The 14,788-nt window shown below is 55.5% G+C and carries 11 protein-coding genes; 5 read left to right on the plus strand and 6 right to left on the minus strand.

The features are described 5' to 3' along the window. Positions 1-5: 5 nt before the first annotated feature. Entirely contained in the window at positions 6-977 is a 972-nt protein-coding gene (locus HY57_RS12925) for an AAA family ATPase (RefSeq protein WP_235186561.1), read from the minus strand. A 522-nt stretch (positions 978-1,499) separates the two neighbouring features. Between HY57_RS12925 and HY57_RS12930 the strand changes: the two genes are divergently transcribed. After that, positions 1,500-1,817: a hypothetical protein gene (locus tag HY57_RS12930; RefSeq protein WP_100218310.1), complete on the plus strand. Its 318-nt coding sequence runs from the start codon at positions 1,500-1,502 to the stop codon at positions 1,815-1,817. Positions 1,818-2,052: 235 nt separating this feature from the next. Continuing rightward, positions 2,053-3,021, plus strand: coding sequence for an SOS response-associated peptidase family protein (locus HY57_RS12940; RefSeq protein WP_019467611.1), 969 nt, complete (start codon positions 2,053-2,055; stop codon positions 3,019-3,021). A 292-nt stretch (positions 3,022-3,313) separates the two neighbouring features. Here the strand turns inward: HY57_RS12940 and HY57_RS12945 are convergent, their stop codons facing one another. Next, positions 3,314-3,640, minus strand: coding sequence for a helix-turn-helix domain-containing protein (locus tag HY57_RS12945; RefSeq protein WP_019467610.1), 327 nt, complete (start codon positions 3,638-3,640; stop codon positions 3,314-3,316). A 469-nt stretch (positions 3,641-4,109) separates the two neighbouring features. Here HY57_RS12945 and HY57_RS12955 point away from each other — a divergent pair, with 469 nt between their 5' ends. Then, positions 4,110-4,421: a hypothetical protein gene (locus HY57_RS12955; RefSeq protein ID WP_038581019.1), complete on the plus strand. Its 312-nt coding sequence runs from the start codon at positions 4,110-4,112 to the stop codon at positions 4,419-4,421. A 552-nt stretch (positions 4,422-4,973) separates the two neighbouring features. On the opposite strand, the gene HY57_RS12965 is transcribed toward HY57_RS12955, so the two are convergent. The 4 genes from HY57_RS12965 to HY57_RS12980 all read right to left on the minus strand — a co-directional run bounded on the left by HY57_RS12965 (position 4,974) and on the right by HY57_RS12980 (position 11,395). Continuing rightward, entirely contained in the window at positions 4,974-7,298 is a 2,325-nt protein-coding gene (locus HY57_RS12965; protein WP_026034330.1) for a hypothetical protein, read from the minus strand. Then, positions 7,291-8,820, minus strand: coding sequence for a site-specific integrase (locus HY57_RS12970; RefSeq protein ID WP_019467605.1), 1,530 nt, complete (start codon positions 8,818-8,820; stop codon positions 7,291-7,293). Before HY57_RS12970 ends, HY57_RS12965 begins: the two co-directional genes overlap by 8 nt. Before the next feature lie 23 nt (positions 8,821-8,843). Continuing rightward, positions 8,844-10,058, minus strand: a complete 1,215-nt coding sequence (locus HY57_RS12975; protein WP_019467604.1) for a tyrosine-type recombinase/integrase — start codon at positions 10,056-10,058, stop codon at positions 8,844-8,846. 389 nt (positions 10,059-10,447) lie between these two features. Next, positions 10,448-11,395, minus strand: a complete 948-nt coding sequence (locus HY57_RS12980; RefSeq protein WP_038579826.1) for a hypothetical protein — start codon at positions 11,393-11,395, stop codon at positions 10,448-10,450. Between the two features lie 341 nt (positions 11,396-11,736). On the opposite strand from HY57_RS12980, the gene HY57_RS12985 reads away from it, so the two are divergent. Both HY57_RS12985 and HY57_RS12990 read left to right on the plus strand, forming a co-directional pair. Beyond that, positions 11,737-12,417 carry a hypothetical protein gene (locus HY57_RS12985; RefSeq protein WP_019467602.1) on the plus strand — a complete coding sequence of 227 codons (681 nt, stop codon included), beginning with the start codon at positions 11,737-11,739 and terminating at the stop codon, positions 12,415-12,417. A gap of 76 nt (positions 12,418-12,493) precedes the next feature. Beyond that, positions 12,494-14,557: a hypothetical protein gene (locus tag HY57_RS12990; RefSeq protein WP_019467601.1), complete on the plus strand. Its 2,064-nt coding sequence runs from the start codon at positions 12,494-12,496 to the stop codon at positions 14,555-14,557. Positions 14,558-14,788 lie beyond the last annotated feature (231 nt).

Genomic DNA, 14,788 nt, shown 5'->3' on the forward strand with positions numbered 1-14,788 from the left:
AACCTTTATCCTTTTCGGCTTAGCAATCGAGATACCGTTGATGCGTTGATATGAAGCTCTTTGCCTATGGCGCGCATTGATTTGCCTTCGGCTTGCATGCGCTTAACCTGCAAGTAGCGCTTCACCTCTTCGTCCTTCAAAGTCTCGGGGGCGATTAGGCTCAGCGCGGCTTCTTCAAACGTTACCCCGTTGAGAGCCACCTGCCGCCGCGCACGATTTATAAGACGAGGTGTATCAGACAACGGGTGTCCTGCAAGCGCGGGTGCGATTTGTGCCGCCAACCCTTGATCGCACCCCAGGCGAAGCAAGAGTGTTTCCACCTGCGACTTTGTGCTTTCAGGAAAGCGCAACCAGAGATCGAACCGGCGGAAAACCGCGCGATCCAGCAACTCCTCATGATTAGTTGCCGCAACAAGAAGAGACGTCGATGGCCACTCATCTATAGCCTGCAGGAGAACATTCACTACTCGCTTTAGTTCTCCCACATCCTGCCCATCGTCCCTTCGCTTGGCGAACGCGTCGAATTCATCGAGTAAGAGCACGCAAGGCTGTGATCGTGCGTGAGAAAGCACCCTCACAAGATTGTTGCCGGTCTTACCTAGAAGGCTGTTCACGGCTGCCGCTAAGTTAAGGGTAACTAGGGGGATGTGAAGCTGTTCCGCCAGGTAAGTGGCGGCAAGTGTCTTGCCGACACCTGGCGGACCAGACAACAACAATGTACGCGATGGCTCCAAATCGAACGCGATCAACTTGTCCGCTTGTTGCCATTCCTGGATCACACTCTCGAGCCCGGCCTCAATTTCCGGCGCCCATACTGGTTGTACGCCAAGGTGCGCCGGGAACTGGATGGTTGTGAGGGGGAGGTTGCTGTCGGCATCAACGGGACTCAGCGTTGCTTGTTGAGCAGCAGAATCGCGAGCAAGAGTTAGGCGCGACTCACTTGCCTCGGATAAAGCCTTCGAGAGGATGGCTGCCAAGGGGGACTTTTCGCGCCGCAGCCTGGCGATCAAACGAGATAGCCTGAGTTGAAACGCTGTCGCGTTGCCAGCGCAGCCCTCTCGCACCAAAGCGATCCATTCGACCTGGGATGCAGTAGGTGTTGCCACATGTATTCTCGGGTTTGTTGCGTGTGTTGCGAAGTGTTGCACATAACAATGCAACACTACAAGTCCTTGAATCCCTCGCGCAACCGGTGTCGTTTATTCGTAAAATCAATACCTTGGTAAACACAATCCTGGGCGAGAGTTTCTGGGGCCCCAGAGGAATCGCCCCGCAAGGGCCGAGGGCGCCGCAGCGCAACAAGGGCATTTCACCAGACCAGCCTTGCCAATTCGCTAACCTTGCGCCGGCTCGGCTGATGACCTGATGGCTTGTTCGCAGGACTGAGCCGCACAGAGCTGCGACAGGGAGCTCAGTTGCGCCGAACCCGCGGGCGGCGGTGATCGACGTGACAATTGTTCGGGTCAGGTGCTGAGACGATGACGGCGTACGTTGAACGCATGAACAACATCGTCATCGAATGGTCGAAGCCCGGCTTCACTGCCGATCACGAGCTTTGGCTCGCCAGGATTGTGGAGCCGCATGTCACCGGCAACTTCGCCACGCTGGTCCATATGCGCATCGACGGGCAGTGGCACCTGTTTTGGTATCCAAGCACCGACTCAAGCAAGAACAAGTCGTTTGAGATTGGCTCAAGAGAGAAGGGGACAGCCTGGGTCGAGAAGTGGGCAAGCCATCATGGAACAACCCTGAGACCCAGCCCTCAAGGTCACCCAGGCCACTGCGCCTTCTCAAGCTATGAGATCAGGCGCCTATAGCTTGCCGACATGACTACCCGCGCTCAGCTCCAAAAGGCGTTGAATCGCCTTGAGGCCTATCTGCCTCACCTCTTGGATCAGTTCCCAGAGCCCGAGAACTTCTGGCCGGCGTTCGCCGGCGAGGCCGATCCCGTCCTAGATGGTGCGCCTGCTCATGACCACGACTGGGTCGCGGACAGGCTGGAGAGTATGCTGCGCTTTCACGGGGCACCGTCCCCGCGTTAGGGGTCGTGCCATGTGCTACTCCGCCCAGGTCGAAGCCGACTACGAAAAGTTTGTCCGTACGTACGGCGCCATCATCAGCATCAAGCGTTTCGTTGAGCTGTTTTGGGAGAAGCGCAAAGACGGCGGCTGGACCAAGATTCCCAAGGCCATGCGCGAGGCGTTCCGCAAGCCCCATGGTGAAGAAGGCTTTGAACTCGCCAAGATCGTCGCCGAGGGTGATCGCGAACTTGAGGAGAAGCTCAAGGCTGAGCATGCCACCCAAACCGAACGGCTCGCCAAAGCTGAAGCCGTATTGGCCGGACCCAAGCCCACCAAGAAAGCCGCCGAAGACCAGCGCATAGCCAAAAAGAAGATCAAAGCCGCCGAGCGGAACCTGGATGATCTGTTGCGCCGCGAGCCGGAGCCAGACGACTCACGCATTTACCCGGGCAGCTATGCCCCGGTGATGATCGAGAAAGACGGCCAGCGCATCGTTGTCCCCATGCGCTACCAATGCCGTCTGCCCGGCTGGGACGAAAGGACTGAGCGGAAATACCCGGGCACCTATAACGCGCGGCGCGACAAGCTGGAAGAGACATGGGGCAAGCTCTTTGGCCATCGTCACGGCATCATGATCGTGACGAAGTTCTACGAGAACGTCTCACGGCACAAGATGGAGGGGAGGGAGCTTGCGCCGAACGAGGAGGAAGAGAACGTCATCCTCGAGTTCGCCCCGCAGCCGCCCCAGGAAATGCTCGTAGCCTGCTTATGGAACCTGTCACCTCATGGTGACCACGACACTGACCTGTTCTCATTCGCCGCCATCACGGACGAGCCGCCGCCAGAGGTCTCAGAAGCTGGCCACGACCGCTGCATTGTCCCGATCAAGCCGGAGCACCTCGAAGCCTGGCTAAGCCCAGATCCGAACAACCTAGAAGCCCTGTACGCCATCCTGGATGACCGGGTGCGGCCTTATTACGCGCACAAGCTCGCTGCATAAGCAGCCCTATCCCTCCAGGCAGAGACCCTATCGCTGCGGAGCCTCATGGGCACGCAGAATGGACTCTAGCTCAGACAAGACTACTTCCGAATCCACATATCGACCGGACTGGCGCGCTCGTTCGCTAGAAGCAATGGCTCGAGCGAGAAACTCGGTCCTTGCCCGGCGACGTGTCACTGCCTGGCGCAGGACTGAGTCAACGAATTCCTCCAGGCCCTCTCGATCTCCAAGCAGTATTCGGGCCTCAGACAGTATCTCTTGATCCACGCTGATGCTTGTCCGAGCCATGGCATTACTTTCCTTTTCGCTGTCCCAAGTCTCGCAGAAGGCGATCCTTATCGCTGGAAGTGAGCTTATCGAAAGCAAGGATCATTGCAGCAAGCCGATCATCGGTTGCAAATAGGTACGGGAGGGGAACTTGAAGCGCTTTTGCCAGGCGCTGAATGGTGGCCATGTCAGGCTCGTGGACCCCCTGTTCATACCTGTTGATGCGGGTGCTGGCCACAAATGGGTCGATCCCTGCTTCAATTCCAAGGTTCTTCTGAGAAAGGGCCCGCTCTTCTCTGGCCTCTTTCAGCCGCCGCTGGAAAGTCAGGCGGATATCGGCATCACTGGGCATGCGTACGGGTCTCGTAGACGGATGCTACGAGATTCGTAATTTTGCCTTGAGTCGGATACTACGAATTTCGTAGCATGCAACACAAGGCCCGTACGGCAGAAATTTAGGAAGCGGTCATGCGGCTCTTACTCAACGACGAAGATGACCCTGTACCCATCCCGATAGATGATGTGATCCGGGAGGCCTGGGCCCTTCAGTACGATAGAGCGCATCACGGAGGTGGTATGGACCATTTTCGAGAGCGCCTTGCAGTTTGCTTTGCGAATAGCCTGGCCGCTTGCCTGGACACTGATCTCCAGCCACCAACGGCGGCACAAATGCAGTACGCAACATCCATAGCTCGAGAATTGGGCGTTGCGCTGCCATATGAGGCGCTCCGCTTCCGTGGCACGATGTCCGACTTCATCGACAGATTCGCAGATGCACTGCGTGCCAAACGCGAAACCTACCTTCGAGAATAGAGGTGCTTATGTCACCCGACGACGACGATCGCTTTGGAATGCCGCCCAGCGCTTTCGAAGCAGCCCTCGATAGTCATGGTCGAGACAATCCCGTTTATCGAGTCGGGATGTACGTGCCGACGCGCGGCGAGGTCGCGAGGCTGCCCGTAGATGATCTGAGGGGGATTCTCATCGACTGGATGTGGGAGAGTCCGAGTGAGCTGATTCCGAACAATGAGCAAATTGCCGCAGTGCGATCTATTCTTGCAGAGAGGCCCGATGCTGACGACCCCGAACTTCAGCGACTGATCTACGAATGCGATGAATATCTCAAGGTCTAACTCGAATGATTAGCGTGCGGCGCGGATGTCGTATCCGAAGCCCCGATACGCCTGCGACGTCCTGCGGCGCCCTGAAAGCTTAGCGGCGCTTCTGGAGATGAGTGGATTCGCCTCTTTCCGCTAACATTGTGATGTTATTGGTCGGCATGGCGTTTAGGCGAACTAGCGTCTCCCTGGCATCCTCAAAGCCTTCGAATAGCTTAGCCCAAGCTGCGAATCCCCCGATCTCGCCTACCGCGCGAATCATGGCCATATGTGAAGCGACTAACACTTGAACTTCACGTTCAAGTGCCTCGATTCGGGCATCTCTTGCAGCGATGTCAGTTGAGACAGAAGCTCGCGACCGGTGCTGGACTCTTTGAGATATCGAACGTATTCGTCTCTGCTCCTCCTGATAGCGAAGGAGGGCGGCTCGGCGGCCGGGCAATCGAGTAAACGAGCTCGCTGATTTGAGGGTGGGGTGACGCCTAGCGAGTTCTCTGGCTGTAATGTCCACATCCAGTTCGAGCATTTGCCTCAACAGTTGATCAATTTCTTCTGAGTTGTCAGTGATCATTTCTGGCTGCCGTCAGTTGCTTCCGGTTTTGAATAGTCCTTCCCATCAGGAAATGCAGCGCGCCCCGGCTCTGTGGCTAGCAGGGAGCGGACACCTTGAAGCGTGCTTCTCGCATGATCTAGCTGATTCTGCCAGCCGACGTTCCTGATGCCACGCTCCTCAATGTCGTCGACAGCGGCGACGAGCTTGATCTCAAGTTTCCGCAGATTTGCGTGTGCCACCGGATCTTGGCTACTCGTCAAGTGCCTACAACCCGCGAAGCACTGCAGGTGTTTAGGACATGGACTTACTGTGAAGCTAGACACGCAAGTGCCGTAAGGCGTGGCGTGAAATCCATCCGCTTCCGCCCTGAGAAAGGTCAAGGCCGCTTCTTCGCCCTCATCTGCCTGGATACGCCTAAAATCATCGACGATGGGGCCGGATGATTTGTTGGCCCTAATCATTTTATAGACGGTGGAGGTCTTCTCGCCGAGGGCGTACTCCACCTCTTCGGGTATCTCGATGGCGTTCAGGTCCTCGGCCAGTGATCGGTGATCGTACTGATAGCTTTGAGTGACACTCCGTCTGTTGAATTGTTTCGTAATAATCGTGTCTGCTACCCCTAGCCGATACAGCTCATTGTTCAACAGATGGCGAAGCATGTGTGATCGGATGACCAGGGATCGATCTTCGACAGTTGCCCCATAGCGCTGAAAGATGGATTCAAATTGATCGCTTTCTCCCAGTGCTGCGGTTAAGAAGTCGGGGGAGGGGCGATTGACAGAGGCGTACCTAGTGATGTCGCAGATTCCCTCGTTTCTCTCTTCCGCTAGAGACCGTTTCGGGTGGAGAAACATAAGGTCCCAAGTCTGGATGAGGCCCCCTTCGAGTCTCAATGGCTCGACATCGCTCGCCTTTGTTCGCTTTCCATCCTTAAGGTATTCCTCTAGCTCACCGATCCGAAAAAAGGCCAATTGCCAGCGAATCCGATCCGTGGCGCCATACTCGGATCCGTCCTCGCGACGGACATATAGGGCGCCTTCTTTCAAGCCAGCTGCTCTCATTCGATTGAAGTAGACGTAGGCGGCGTTTGAGATCGATCGCTTGCCGCTGGCGAAATCCGCCACCTGCAATTCAAAGAGCCGATCAAACTGGCCACCAGAGACGTCGGCGCGACATGTTGATCGCCAAGATTCGCGCTCTTTCTCGTCAAACTCTGTCCAGTAGGGGCTTCCCGAAAGGTAAGGGTAGAGGTGAAGCATCGGGACAAGTTGCGTCGCTCCAAATGACGGCAGTAGGCGCCCAGATTCGACCTGGGCCCTGAGTGTCTTGCGCAGCGGCTCGGTGATGGCGTTAACTCGACCGAGAGTTTCCTGTAGAAAGTCCTCAAACATTCGCGGAACGAATGCGGTTGCCTCGCTAAGCGTTAGTGATGAGCCCCCATCCGTATTCTGCTTTTCGGCGAAGTGCCGAATCATCATAGTGCTATCAACACCGCCAAACGCAGAGGCGGGCGCCCCGGACGGTGATACGTGGCTACGGCGGCGCAGCCAATCGGAAGGCAGTCTAGTCGCCTCGCCAATCCGAAAGCCTGTGACGATCATTAGGCGTATCGCCGCAAAGCGCAGTTCGTCGACAAGGCTCCGTGGCTCTTCCGTCATCACAATGCGGATCAGCTCCCAAAAGGCGCGCTGTGAGGGAAGTCGTTCGGATCGTTTTCGCTCCTCCAGGGAGCTTCGGATCGTCTCGGCAGATTTCAAGAACTTTGCGCGCCGACTCTTTCCGGGATTCAATCTTGCGCTAGCTACAACGGCGTAAATTGGGCCGGCATCGGCGAGGTGATTCTGGTCGAATAGTATCTTGGCCAATGCGGCCACTCGGTCGCCTAGAACTCCGCATGATTGAAGTCCCGCCGCCACCTTGACTGCGGCAGCAATGTCGTCGGAGTTGATTTCCCAGGGCTCCTTGTCTCGTGCGACTGTGGCAAGTACGCGCAGTGGTCTGATCACACAATTGACGACGTGACCTGTGGAATTTTTTCGTACGAGTAGTTGTTCGATCACCGCCGCCTTGATGAGGTTCTGCCACCCATCAGATAGAACTCTCACGCCGCCGCTCAATTCTGGCGCCTGACCCGCCAACGCCTTGAGAGTGGCGTCGTCGCAGCCAAGATGGTTTAGATGGTGTGCCGGCGTCACAACACCACCGACCATCTGCGTGAGGTTCCATCCCCGGCCTCGCAAGGCCTTTCCTTCTTCTGACAACGGGATATCCCAAGCGACTTGCTGGTCGCTAGCGATCGATCGAGAAAGCGCAACAAACGCGGAGAAATTGTCATTCATGCCAATCGCCCTCGATGCCAGCGATGACGCCTTGCACGCCATCGATCGTCCTCTTTAGCTGCAGATAGGCAGGCGATGCCTGTTCGTCGTGCGACGCGCGCTGAAATTGTGAGACAACCTCCCGCAGGTCACGCAATACCTGCCTATGTATCGAGGCGTCATGCAAGGGCATGAATCGACGGCAGGTGTAGCACGATATTGCAGGATTGTATTGGCATGCGCGTTGGCCCGATGTGCAGCCACCAATTCCTGAGATTGGTATCCCATGTGGCACTCCGCCAATTTGGTGGTCGGCTTTCAGTTGTGCGAGATCTTCGGCCGTGATGTACCTTTGTTTCGCTATTCTTGCGACGTTGACATAGGTATTCGAGATCCCGAGAGCTTCGTTAATTCGTTCCGCTTGGCTCGCCGAAGTTTTGAAGTAGACAAGCGCCGTGGTGATGTCCGAGTGTCCAAGAAAGGCGGCCAATTCCTCGTGATTTGCGCCGGCGTTTACCATGCGCTGCGCCGCGGAATGCCTGAATGTGTATGTCGATACGCTGTCGTTGCTGAGAAGATGCCGCGCACGAGTGGCAATCCGGAGGCCGGCCTCGCGGCCAGAATCTACCGCGAATATCCTTCTGTCGGCCTCTAGGCCTAACTCATGTGCTCGAGTAAGAAGCTCTATAAAGATGGCGTTCCACTCAGGCTTTACACGTCGAACCATTGGCAGGGCACGGACTCCCGCCCTTTGCTTGACCATGGGGAAAGACAAGTGGACGGAGTTGGCGCCACTTTCGACGTGGGCCCTGTGTTTCACATCCTTGATCTTTAGGCGCGCTATTTGGACGGGCCTAAGACCAAATTGAAATGCGCAAACAAGCATCGCTATGTCTGCCAGATCGCGGTAGGGCCACCGTTCACGCTCGACGTTTACAGATAGCGACGCCTCATCAATCAGGCCAACAATCAATGCCTCCTGTTCGATTGAGAGAAACGCGTCGCCGGTTTTTAGCGCCGCATATTTTTCAAACGGTGCGCCAGGCAGTGACTTGCCGACGAATTCGAGATATGCCGGTGACCAGTCTGCAATACGCAGGTCGCAAAGGGTTCGAAGCAGAGCTTTCGCCGCTTCATACGCGGCCCTTGGATAGGCCTTTGAAAGAAGCCGCGACCAGAGTTTGGCAGTCTGATGCGGTCCAAAGGTTGCCAGATCGGCAAGCTCATCGGGTGTAAAGTGAACGATATCCGTTACACGGCCGTAGGCGGTGTGGGAAGTGACGCCTCGGGAAATAAGACGAACGAATACATGCTTGAGGAGCTTGGCAATAGCGGGATGAAAGCGGGAGAAGTCTGCCGCCAGAGTAGTTCCGTTGTAGCGGATTTCGTATACGTTTGACTCATTCAACCTATCGATCGACCGCCGCATTTCATCGAAGTCATCGAAATAGCTGATTCGCGAGGGCAGGGAAGGGATCTGGCCTTCTATCTCGTGGAGTCGATCTCGCTCGATTCCTGGTGCGAATAGATCCCCATTCTCCATATTCCACCGCTCCTTTAAGTTGGTTAGGAAAGCGCGCGAAGAACTTCGATTTGGCTGTCAAATTTTTCAGACCACACGGAGGTTAGCCTGTTATCGAACACCGCTGCTGCGTACTTCAGCGGCATCGTTGATGCGCGCGTCCAGCCGAAGAATGTCCGGAGTTTCTGCGTCGCCTCATCCATCGAGTCGCCCTGTCGTAAAAGCTGATTGAGTCTTATGACAGCACACGTGTGGCGAAGATCGTGCGGGGTGATATTGGGTCTCCCAAGGTGGGCCTTTATTTGCGCCTGTATGTCCTTGGGAAGGGCAAGGCAAGCTTTGACGAAGATCTTCGTCAATGATTCGGTCGATAGCGGATGCCCTTTCTGTGAGTTCATAAGAAAGGAGTGGCCTGGGCGACCGCGATAATTGTCGACGTAAGATTGGACTATATGGACAACGGCGCTGCTCACCGGTAGCTGCCGGATCGAATGATCGGTTTTTATGCTTGGTCTCGTGAAACGAGGGTCACTGTCTTCACCTTCATAGGGATTGCTTTGAATATTGATCCAGAAGCGCTCCTGATTTCTCTCGCCATCGAAGCCAGATTTTATGGCATCGAGCGGTAGAAGAAGGAGCTCGCCACGGCGAAGGCCTTGATGAAGCAGCAGTATGAAACTTGCGTAGACAAGCCACCGCGTGTGGTTCCGGGTGAACGGATTCGCTTTAGACGACGGATCAAGATGCTCGTACAGGCTTTGAACTATGTTCGCCGGTAGCGATCGTATTCGGTCAGCTTGGCGCGGCTTCTGGACACGAAGCTGCTTATACAGGTGCGTGAGGCGATCTAGAGAGCTCTGCAAACCCTTTAGGTGCACATTGGACACGGGCGAGCGGACCTTCCATGAAACTACAAATTTGACGAACTCGTATCCCGTTTGCCAACGAGCTTCGTCGGACGAACTTTGCTTGGGTTGATTGGCTATTGAGATGAACCAGGTCTCCAGGATTCGAGAAAGCCGGTCCATGTCGAGAAGGCTCAGGGAGGAATCTAAAGAACCTAGGCCGAACTTGCTGTCGCTGTGCGCGTAAAGGCTCTCTAAGTAGCGGAGCCGCTTCTCCTTTGTCGCTGGGGCTGTGTCATTGAGAGCAAGAACGCTCCATGCAACTGCCCAAAACCGCGGGCGCCCCAGATCGTCGACGATGACCGGCCCCCTGAGAGGGCCTGGCAAATCCGTAAGCGTCAGCCGAGTGAACATAGCCACAGCCGCAACGATGGAAACGACCTAAAAGTAAAAGAGAATCAGGTCATTTGGCTAGGACCCGAAGCAACTAAAGATGTTATTTCGTTACACAAGTAAAATCAGTCACTTAAACCGCAACATCTTCGGTCAGTAACGTTTTTAGTTGTCCGTGAAAACAAGTAAACATGTTATTTGCTCGTGCCCGCAAGTAAACATGTTATTTGGTCGTTGCTCATGCGGGACGCGGCAGATCCGAATTCGACGCCGATGAATATTGGCGGACGCTCAACCAGGCACTGCGCCAGTGCGCTCCAAAACTCGGTGGCTGAGCTCCACTCACCCCGCCCAGGCGGTGCGAAAGTTCAACATTGGAGCCATTCGGTCGATGCCGCTCCAGCGCACTTTTACTCGGCTTGACGTATAGCAGGTCGGAACAGGGGGTCTCTTTGCGCCAAGCTTGCGCCATCCGGGGTTGGCTTGGAGTCCAAAAGCGAATGAAGACCCTCAGCTCCGCCAAGTTCCGGAGTTGCGAATCCGAAAATGCCGTGATGGCTCAGGTCCACCAGGGTTTCCCAGCGAAATCGCGGGCCGGTGCCTAGGCGCTCAACTCCGTAAAGCGTGTGCGCCCGGTGAATCCGATCTCGTAAGGCAGAAGTGAAGCCTGCGAAGCCATCCAGGCATCGCGAAAACTGCAATCCATCTTTCACTAGCCCCTCGAGAACAACTTTCGAGGTCAGGTGCCACAGCTTCATTGCAGCTGCCCCATAAAGGGGGTTGATTGCGTGATAGCACAACATCTGAACGAGTGCGCACGCCAGGTCAAAGGCTCTTGGGATCCTCTTCTCGTTGACCAAGAGGCGAATCTTGGCGACCACCATGGCGGTCGCATTGAGGTCCTGCAAATCATTCGCGACGTTGTAGGGATCGCCATCGCGGAGGCCTCCAACGATCCGGTCTAGGCGGCTCTCATCAAACGCGTTGACCAGATGGGTGAGGAAGCGCAGCTCACATTGTGGTGACAGGACGACCCAAAGAACGCTCTCCCATACTTTTGCGCTCCGTGGCGAGTGTTTCGTCACTGCTTCGATAGTACGGATCTGCGGGTGTTGCCGACCGTCTAGATAGTTCGTCCGTTTCGGCTTTGGAATCGCCCACCAGCCCTCGCAGGGCAGTTCGAATCGCGTGGTGGATAACTGTGCGTGCTGCCGCCTGAGGTCGACACGCAGGCGGTCATGCTCTTCCTGGGCTGTTGCAGCCCAAGTTGCGGTCCGCGCTCTTCGCAAATCCCGTTGGAATGCAGGCCATAGCTGGCTAGCGCGGCGCTCGTTTATCCCTGTGCGGCTGTAGACCATTATTCAGTACACATTAGGAAAAATGCAAAGAATCAGTCGCTTACGAGAGTTTTTTCTTCAAAACACAGGCTTTCTTTTAAGGTCAGGCGGATGCACTCTTACGGGGAGCGTCCGATCCGTTTCGGTCTATTCGGGTCGCGAGCTTATTTGTTAAATACTCATTAAAAATCAAGATAAAAAAATAGCCAGCTCGGTCAGGGGCTGGCTATCGGCACGGGTATAGCGGACCCGTGTACTGCGTGTTTGAGCTTACGGCGCTTCTAATAAGGCGTCAAGGGCAGCTATTGCCCCGAGCTGGACAGCGTAGTCACGCGCCGCGCCCATATTGGAGGGTGCGACTGGTGGTGGCGAACAAGAAGCAAAAGACGCCTGCGCAAGCGCAGCGCAGCAAAATCGCTGAGGCGATTCGAAAGAGAGGTGACAAAGGAACCAACATTTGGCTGGTTCGGCCACCATTTGAGCAAAAGGATCTGATTTTAAATAGCGATCCGGCGTTCGAGGCTTTCTACTTGCTCGAAGGCGAGCCAGATTTCAAAGACATCCGCTACCTGCCGCATTGGTATGAAGTCCAAGATGTGAAGCAGGCATGGCAGCCCTCCAAGCCATTCGCGTCCGTGACCACGCTAGCTGGCGGCACGCTGCAAGTCGAGCTGGCATTTGATGCAGCAGCTCCCAAGGGAGACGCAGCCAGAGAGTTGGCGCCAGTGGACGGTATCGTCACCGTCAACCTCCATGTCCTTAACAGTCACGTCCAGCGCGTCGAGAACTGGCGGCGAGTTGTTCCTTGCATTCGCCGCGTGCGGGTGCATTCGACCAGAAGCGTGGAGCGTCAAATACTGATCCGCTTGAATTCTCTCAAACGCTCGACGCTCGGGAAACTGCAGGCCGAGTTCTCGGATGTCGAAGTGGGCATCTTCTATGGGGCAGTCGCAACGCTGCTCAGGCGGCGCGACCTGTGTGCCAACCTCGATACACACCCTTGGTCCACCCACACTCTCGTGTGGAGTGCAGAGGCATGCTGAACCCAAGAAGCGCAGATCACTCGCAGATCGCGAGCTTTCGGCAAAGTTGCCACTGCGCTTTCGCTGGTGCCGGGCGATGAGTGACATCAAATACACGCGCGAGAATGCTCCTCGCGATTGGTTGAACTATCGCGAATGGGTCGAGGTTAGCACGGAGGGCTGGCCAGAGAAGCAGGAGAAGCGGTTTAACCTTCTTTACCAAGCAGTCATTGACTACATCGAGGGGCGCCCGTTCGATGCGGAACTAAAATCCCAAAATATCTACATTCAGACACTGCTCCGTAGCTTCAGGCGCTGCATTACGCCCGACGGAAGTGGAGAGCTCGTGGGTTGGCGCGGACTCATCAAGAACCTTCGATTTCGTCCACCGGAGCGCCGGAAGCCACCTATGGCGAGTGGGCGCAGTAAGAAGGGAGGTTTGGCTGGCGCCCTTGCGCAATTTCTTCGTCAGCATAAGGAGATTGCCGCTGACTTTGAGAAATACCTACTAAATAGCGCAAGGCGCGCCGAAGGGTGTGAGGCGCGGTTACGCGAGAAGTCCGCGCACCAAAAATTTCTCGAGTTGTGCGAGAAGGGTGGTGTAAACAGCTGGGAGTGGCCATTTTCTACCAAGAAGCTTGGTCGCGAATCGATTCGGGGCTATCTGCACAATTTCATCAATCTTCGTTACGACGATATCGTCGCAACTCAGTTCGGTAGTCGTGCTGCTGCCCGTTCAAAGACAGGCACGGGCATGCATAGTCGATTGATGGCGAACCGTCCATTCGACATCGTCGAGATGGACGAGCACAAATGTCAGTTCATAGGATCCATTGGTATTCCGTCGCCAGAAGGAATGCGTTGGCTGCCGATTGAGCGTATCACCATCATCTTGGTCATTGATCGCTGGCTACGAACCATCCTTGGCTACAAGATTGTCTTCCGCAGAGAAGCGAATGCGGATGACGTCTTGGATGCGCTCAATAGCGCCATGGGAAATGGGCGCCCGCGGACGTTTTGTGAAGGCTTTGAGGAGCAGTCCAGCGCAGGTCTTCCCAGTGAGCTTGGAGATCCCTTTACGTGGTGCGGTTGGAATCAACTGCTTGTTGACAATGCATTAATCCACCTTGCTGAGGAGGTCGGTCTGCGTTCGCGTGATCTCCTTGGTTGCGACATCAACTTTGGGCCGATTCGGCGATTCGATCGAAGGCCGACCGTCGAAGGCATATTCGGCGGGATGGAACGACTTGGATTTCGAAGAATCCGCAGCACGGTGGGCACATCACCACTGGATCCCATGCGGCAAGATGCTGAGGGCCAGGCTATCGCGGCGAAGGTCCCAATCATTGATATCGTACAACTCATCGAAAGTATCATTGTCGACCACAATCGACGGAACTCGAAATCCAACTTTGGATCGGATCCCATGTCGCGGCTGGAAGCTGCGTGGCATGACACGGACAAGTTCGGCCTCATTGTGCCCGCCCTTCCGCCATTGGCACCAGGAAAGAAGGCACTCAACGTCTCTGTAGCTGAGTTCACTGTCAGGGGGAGCCAGCGCGATGGGCGCCGCCCCTATATTCATTTCGAAGGAGCGGATTACACCACCGTAGAACTCGCCAGCGATTGGAAGTGGTTGAATCGGCGCGTCATAGGGCACATCAGTCGCGATGCGATTCGCGAGTTTCCGCTTTTTGCAGAAGATGGCACATTTATCGGGATTGCCAAGGTTCAAGGGCGCTGGCGGCACACCGAGCATTCGCGAGATGTCCGGAAGCATATCAATGATCTGATCGAAGAGGGATACCTGGCCATTGGTTTCTTGGACGATCCCGTGCATCAGTGGCTTGAACGCATTCGAGAGAAGTCACGAAGCGAAAAGTCCGCGAAATCGATTTCGCGCAAAGACCTTGCCCATTTGGCAGAACACGAACTTAGTCAGCGAGCTAACGCGGTAGAAGGTCGCGAAATCCCTGCGCCTCACGTTGAACCATCGGCCCCACCTCCGGTTGTGCATGGGCCTGATCCTCGTACCGATTCCAGCCTGTCTCAATCCAGTAAGCCGAGCGGCCTTCAGCATCTACCGGCAAGCGCTCCCGAGGTGGCAACTACGGCTGAGGAAGATGACTACCTCGACTACGACGATCTCAATGCATTCTGAAGATGGTCGACGTCTATGCGTGAAAGCGCTTGCTGGCCGGAAGGCGACGAACGTCGAGTGGCTTAATCAGTGTGGCGCATCTGGCGAACTTGAATTGCGACGCAACCGTCAAACGATTCCAGGCTCCACTGGTGGTGCTGAAGGTTTAGTCCATTCTGTCTTCGTCCGAATGCGTCACGCCACCGGCGGCTTAGTCTAAGTCTTCAGTGGTAGGTTGCGTCACTGTTTTTG

Source organism: Dyella japonica A8 (assembly GCF_000725385.1).
GTDB classification, from domain to species: domain Bacteria; phylum Pseudomonadota; class Gammaproteobacteria; order Xanthomonadales; family Rhodanobacteraceae; genus Dyella; species Dyella japonica_C.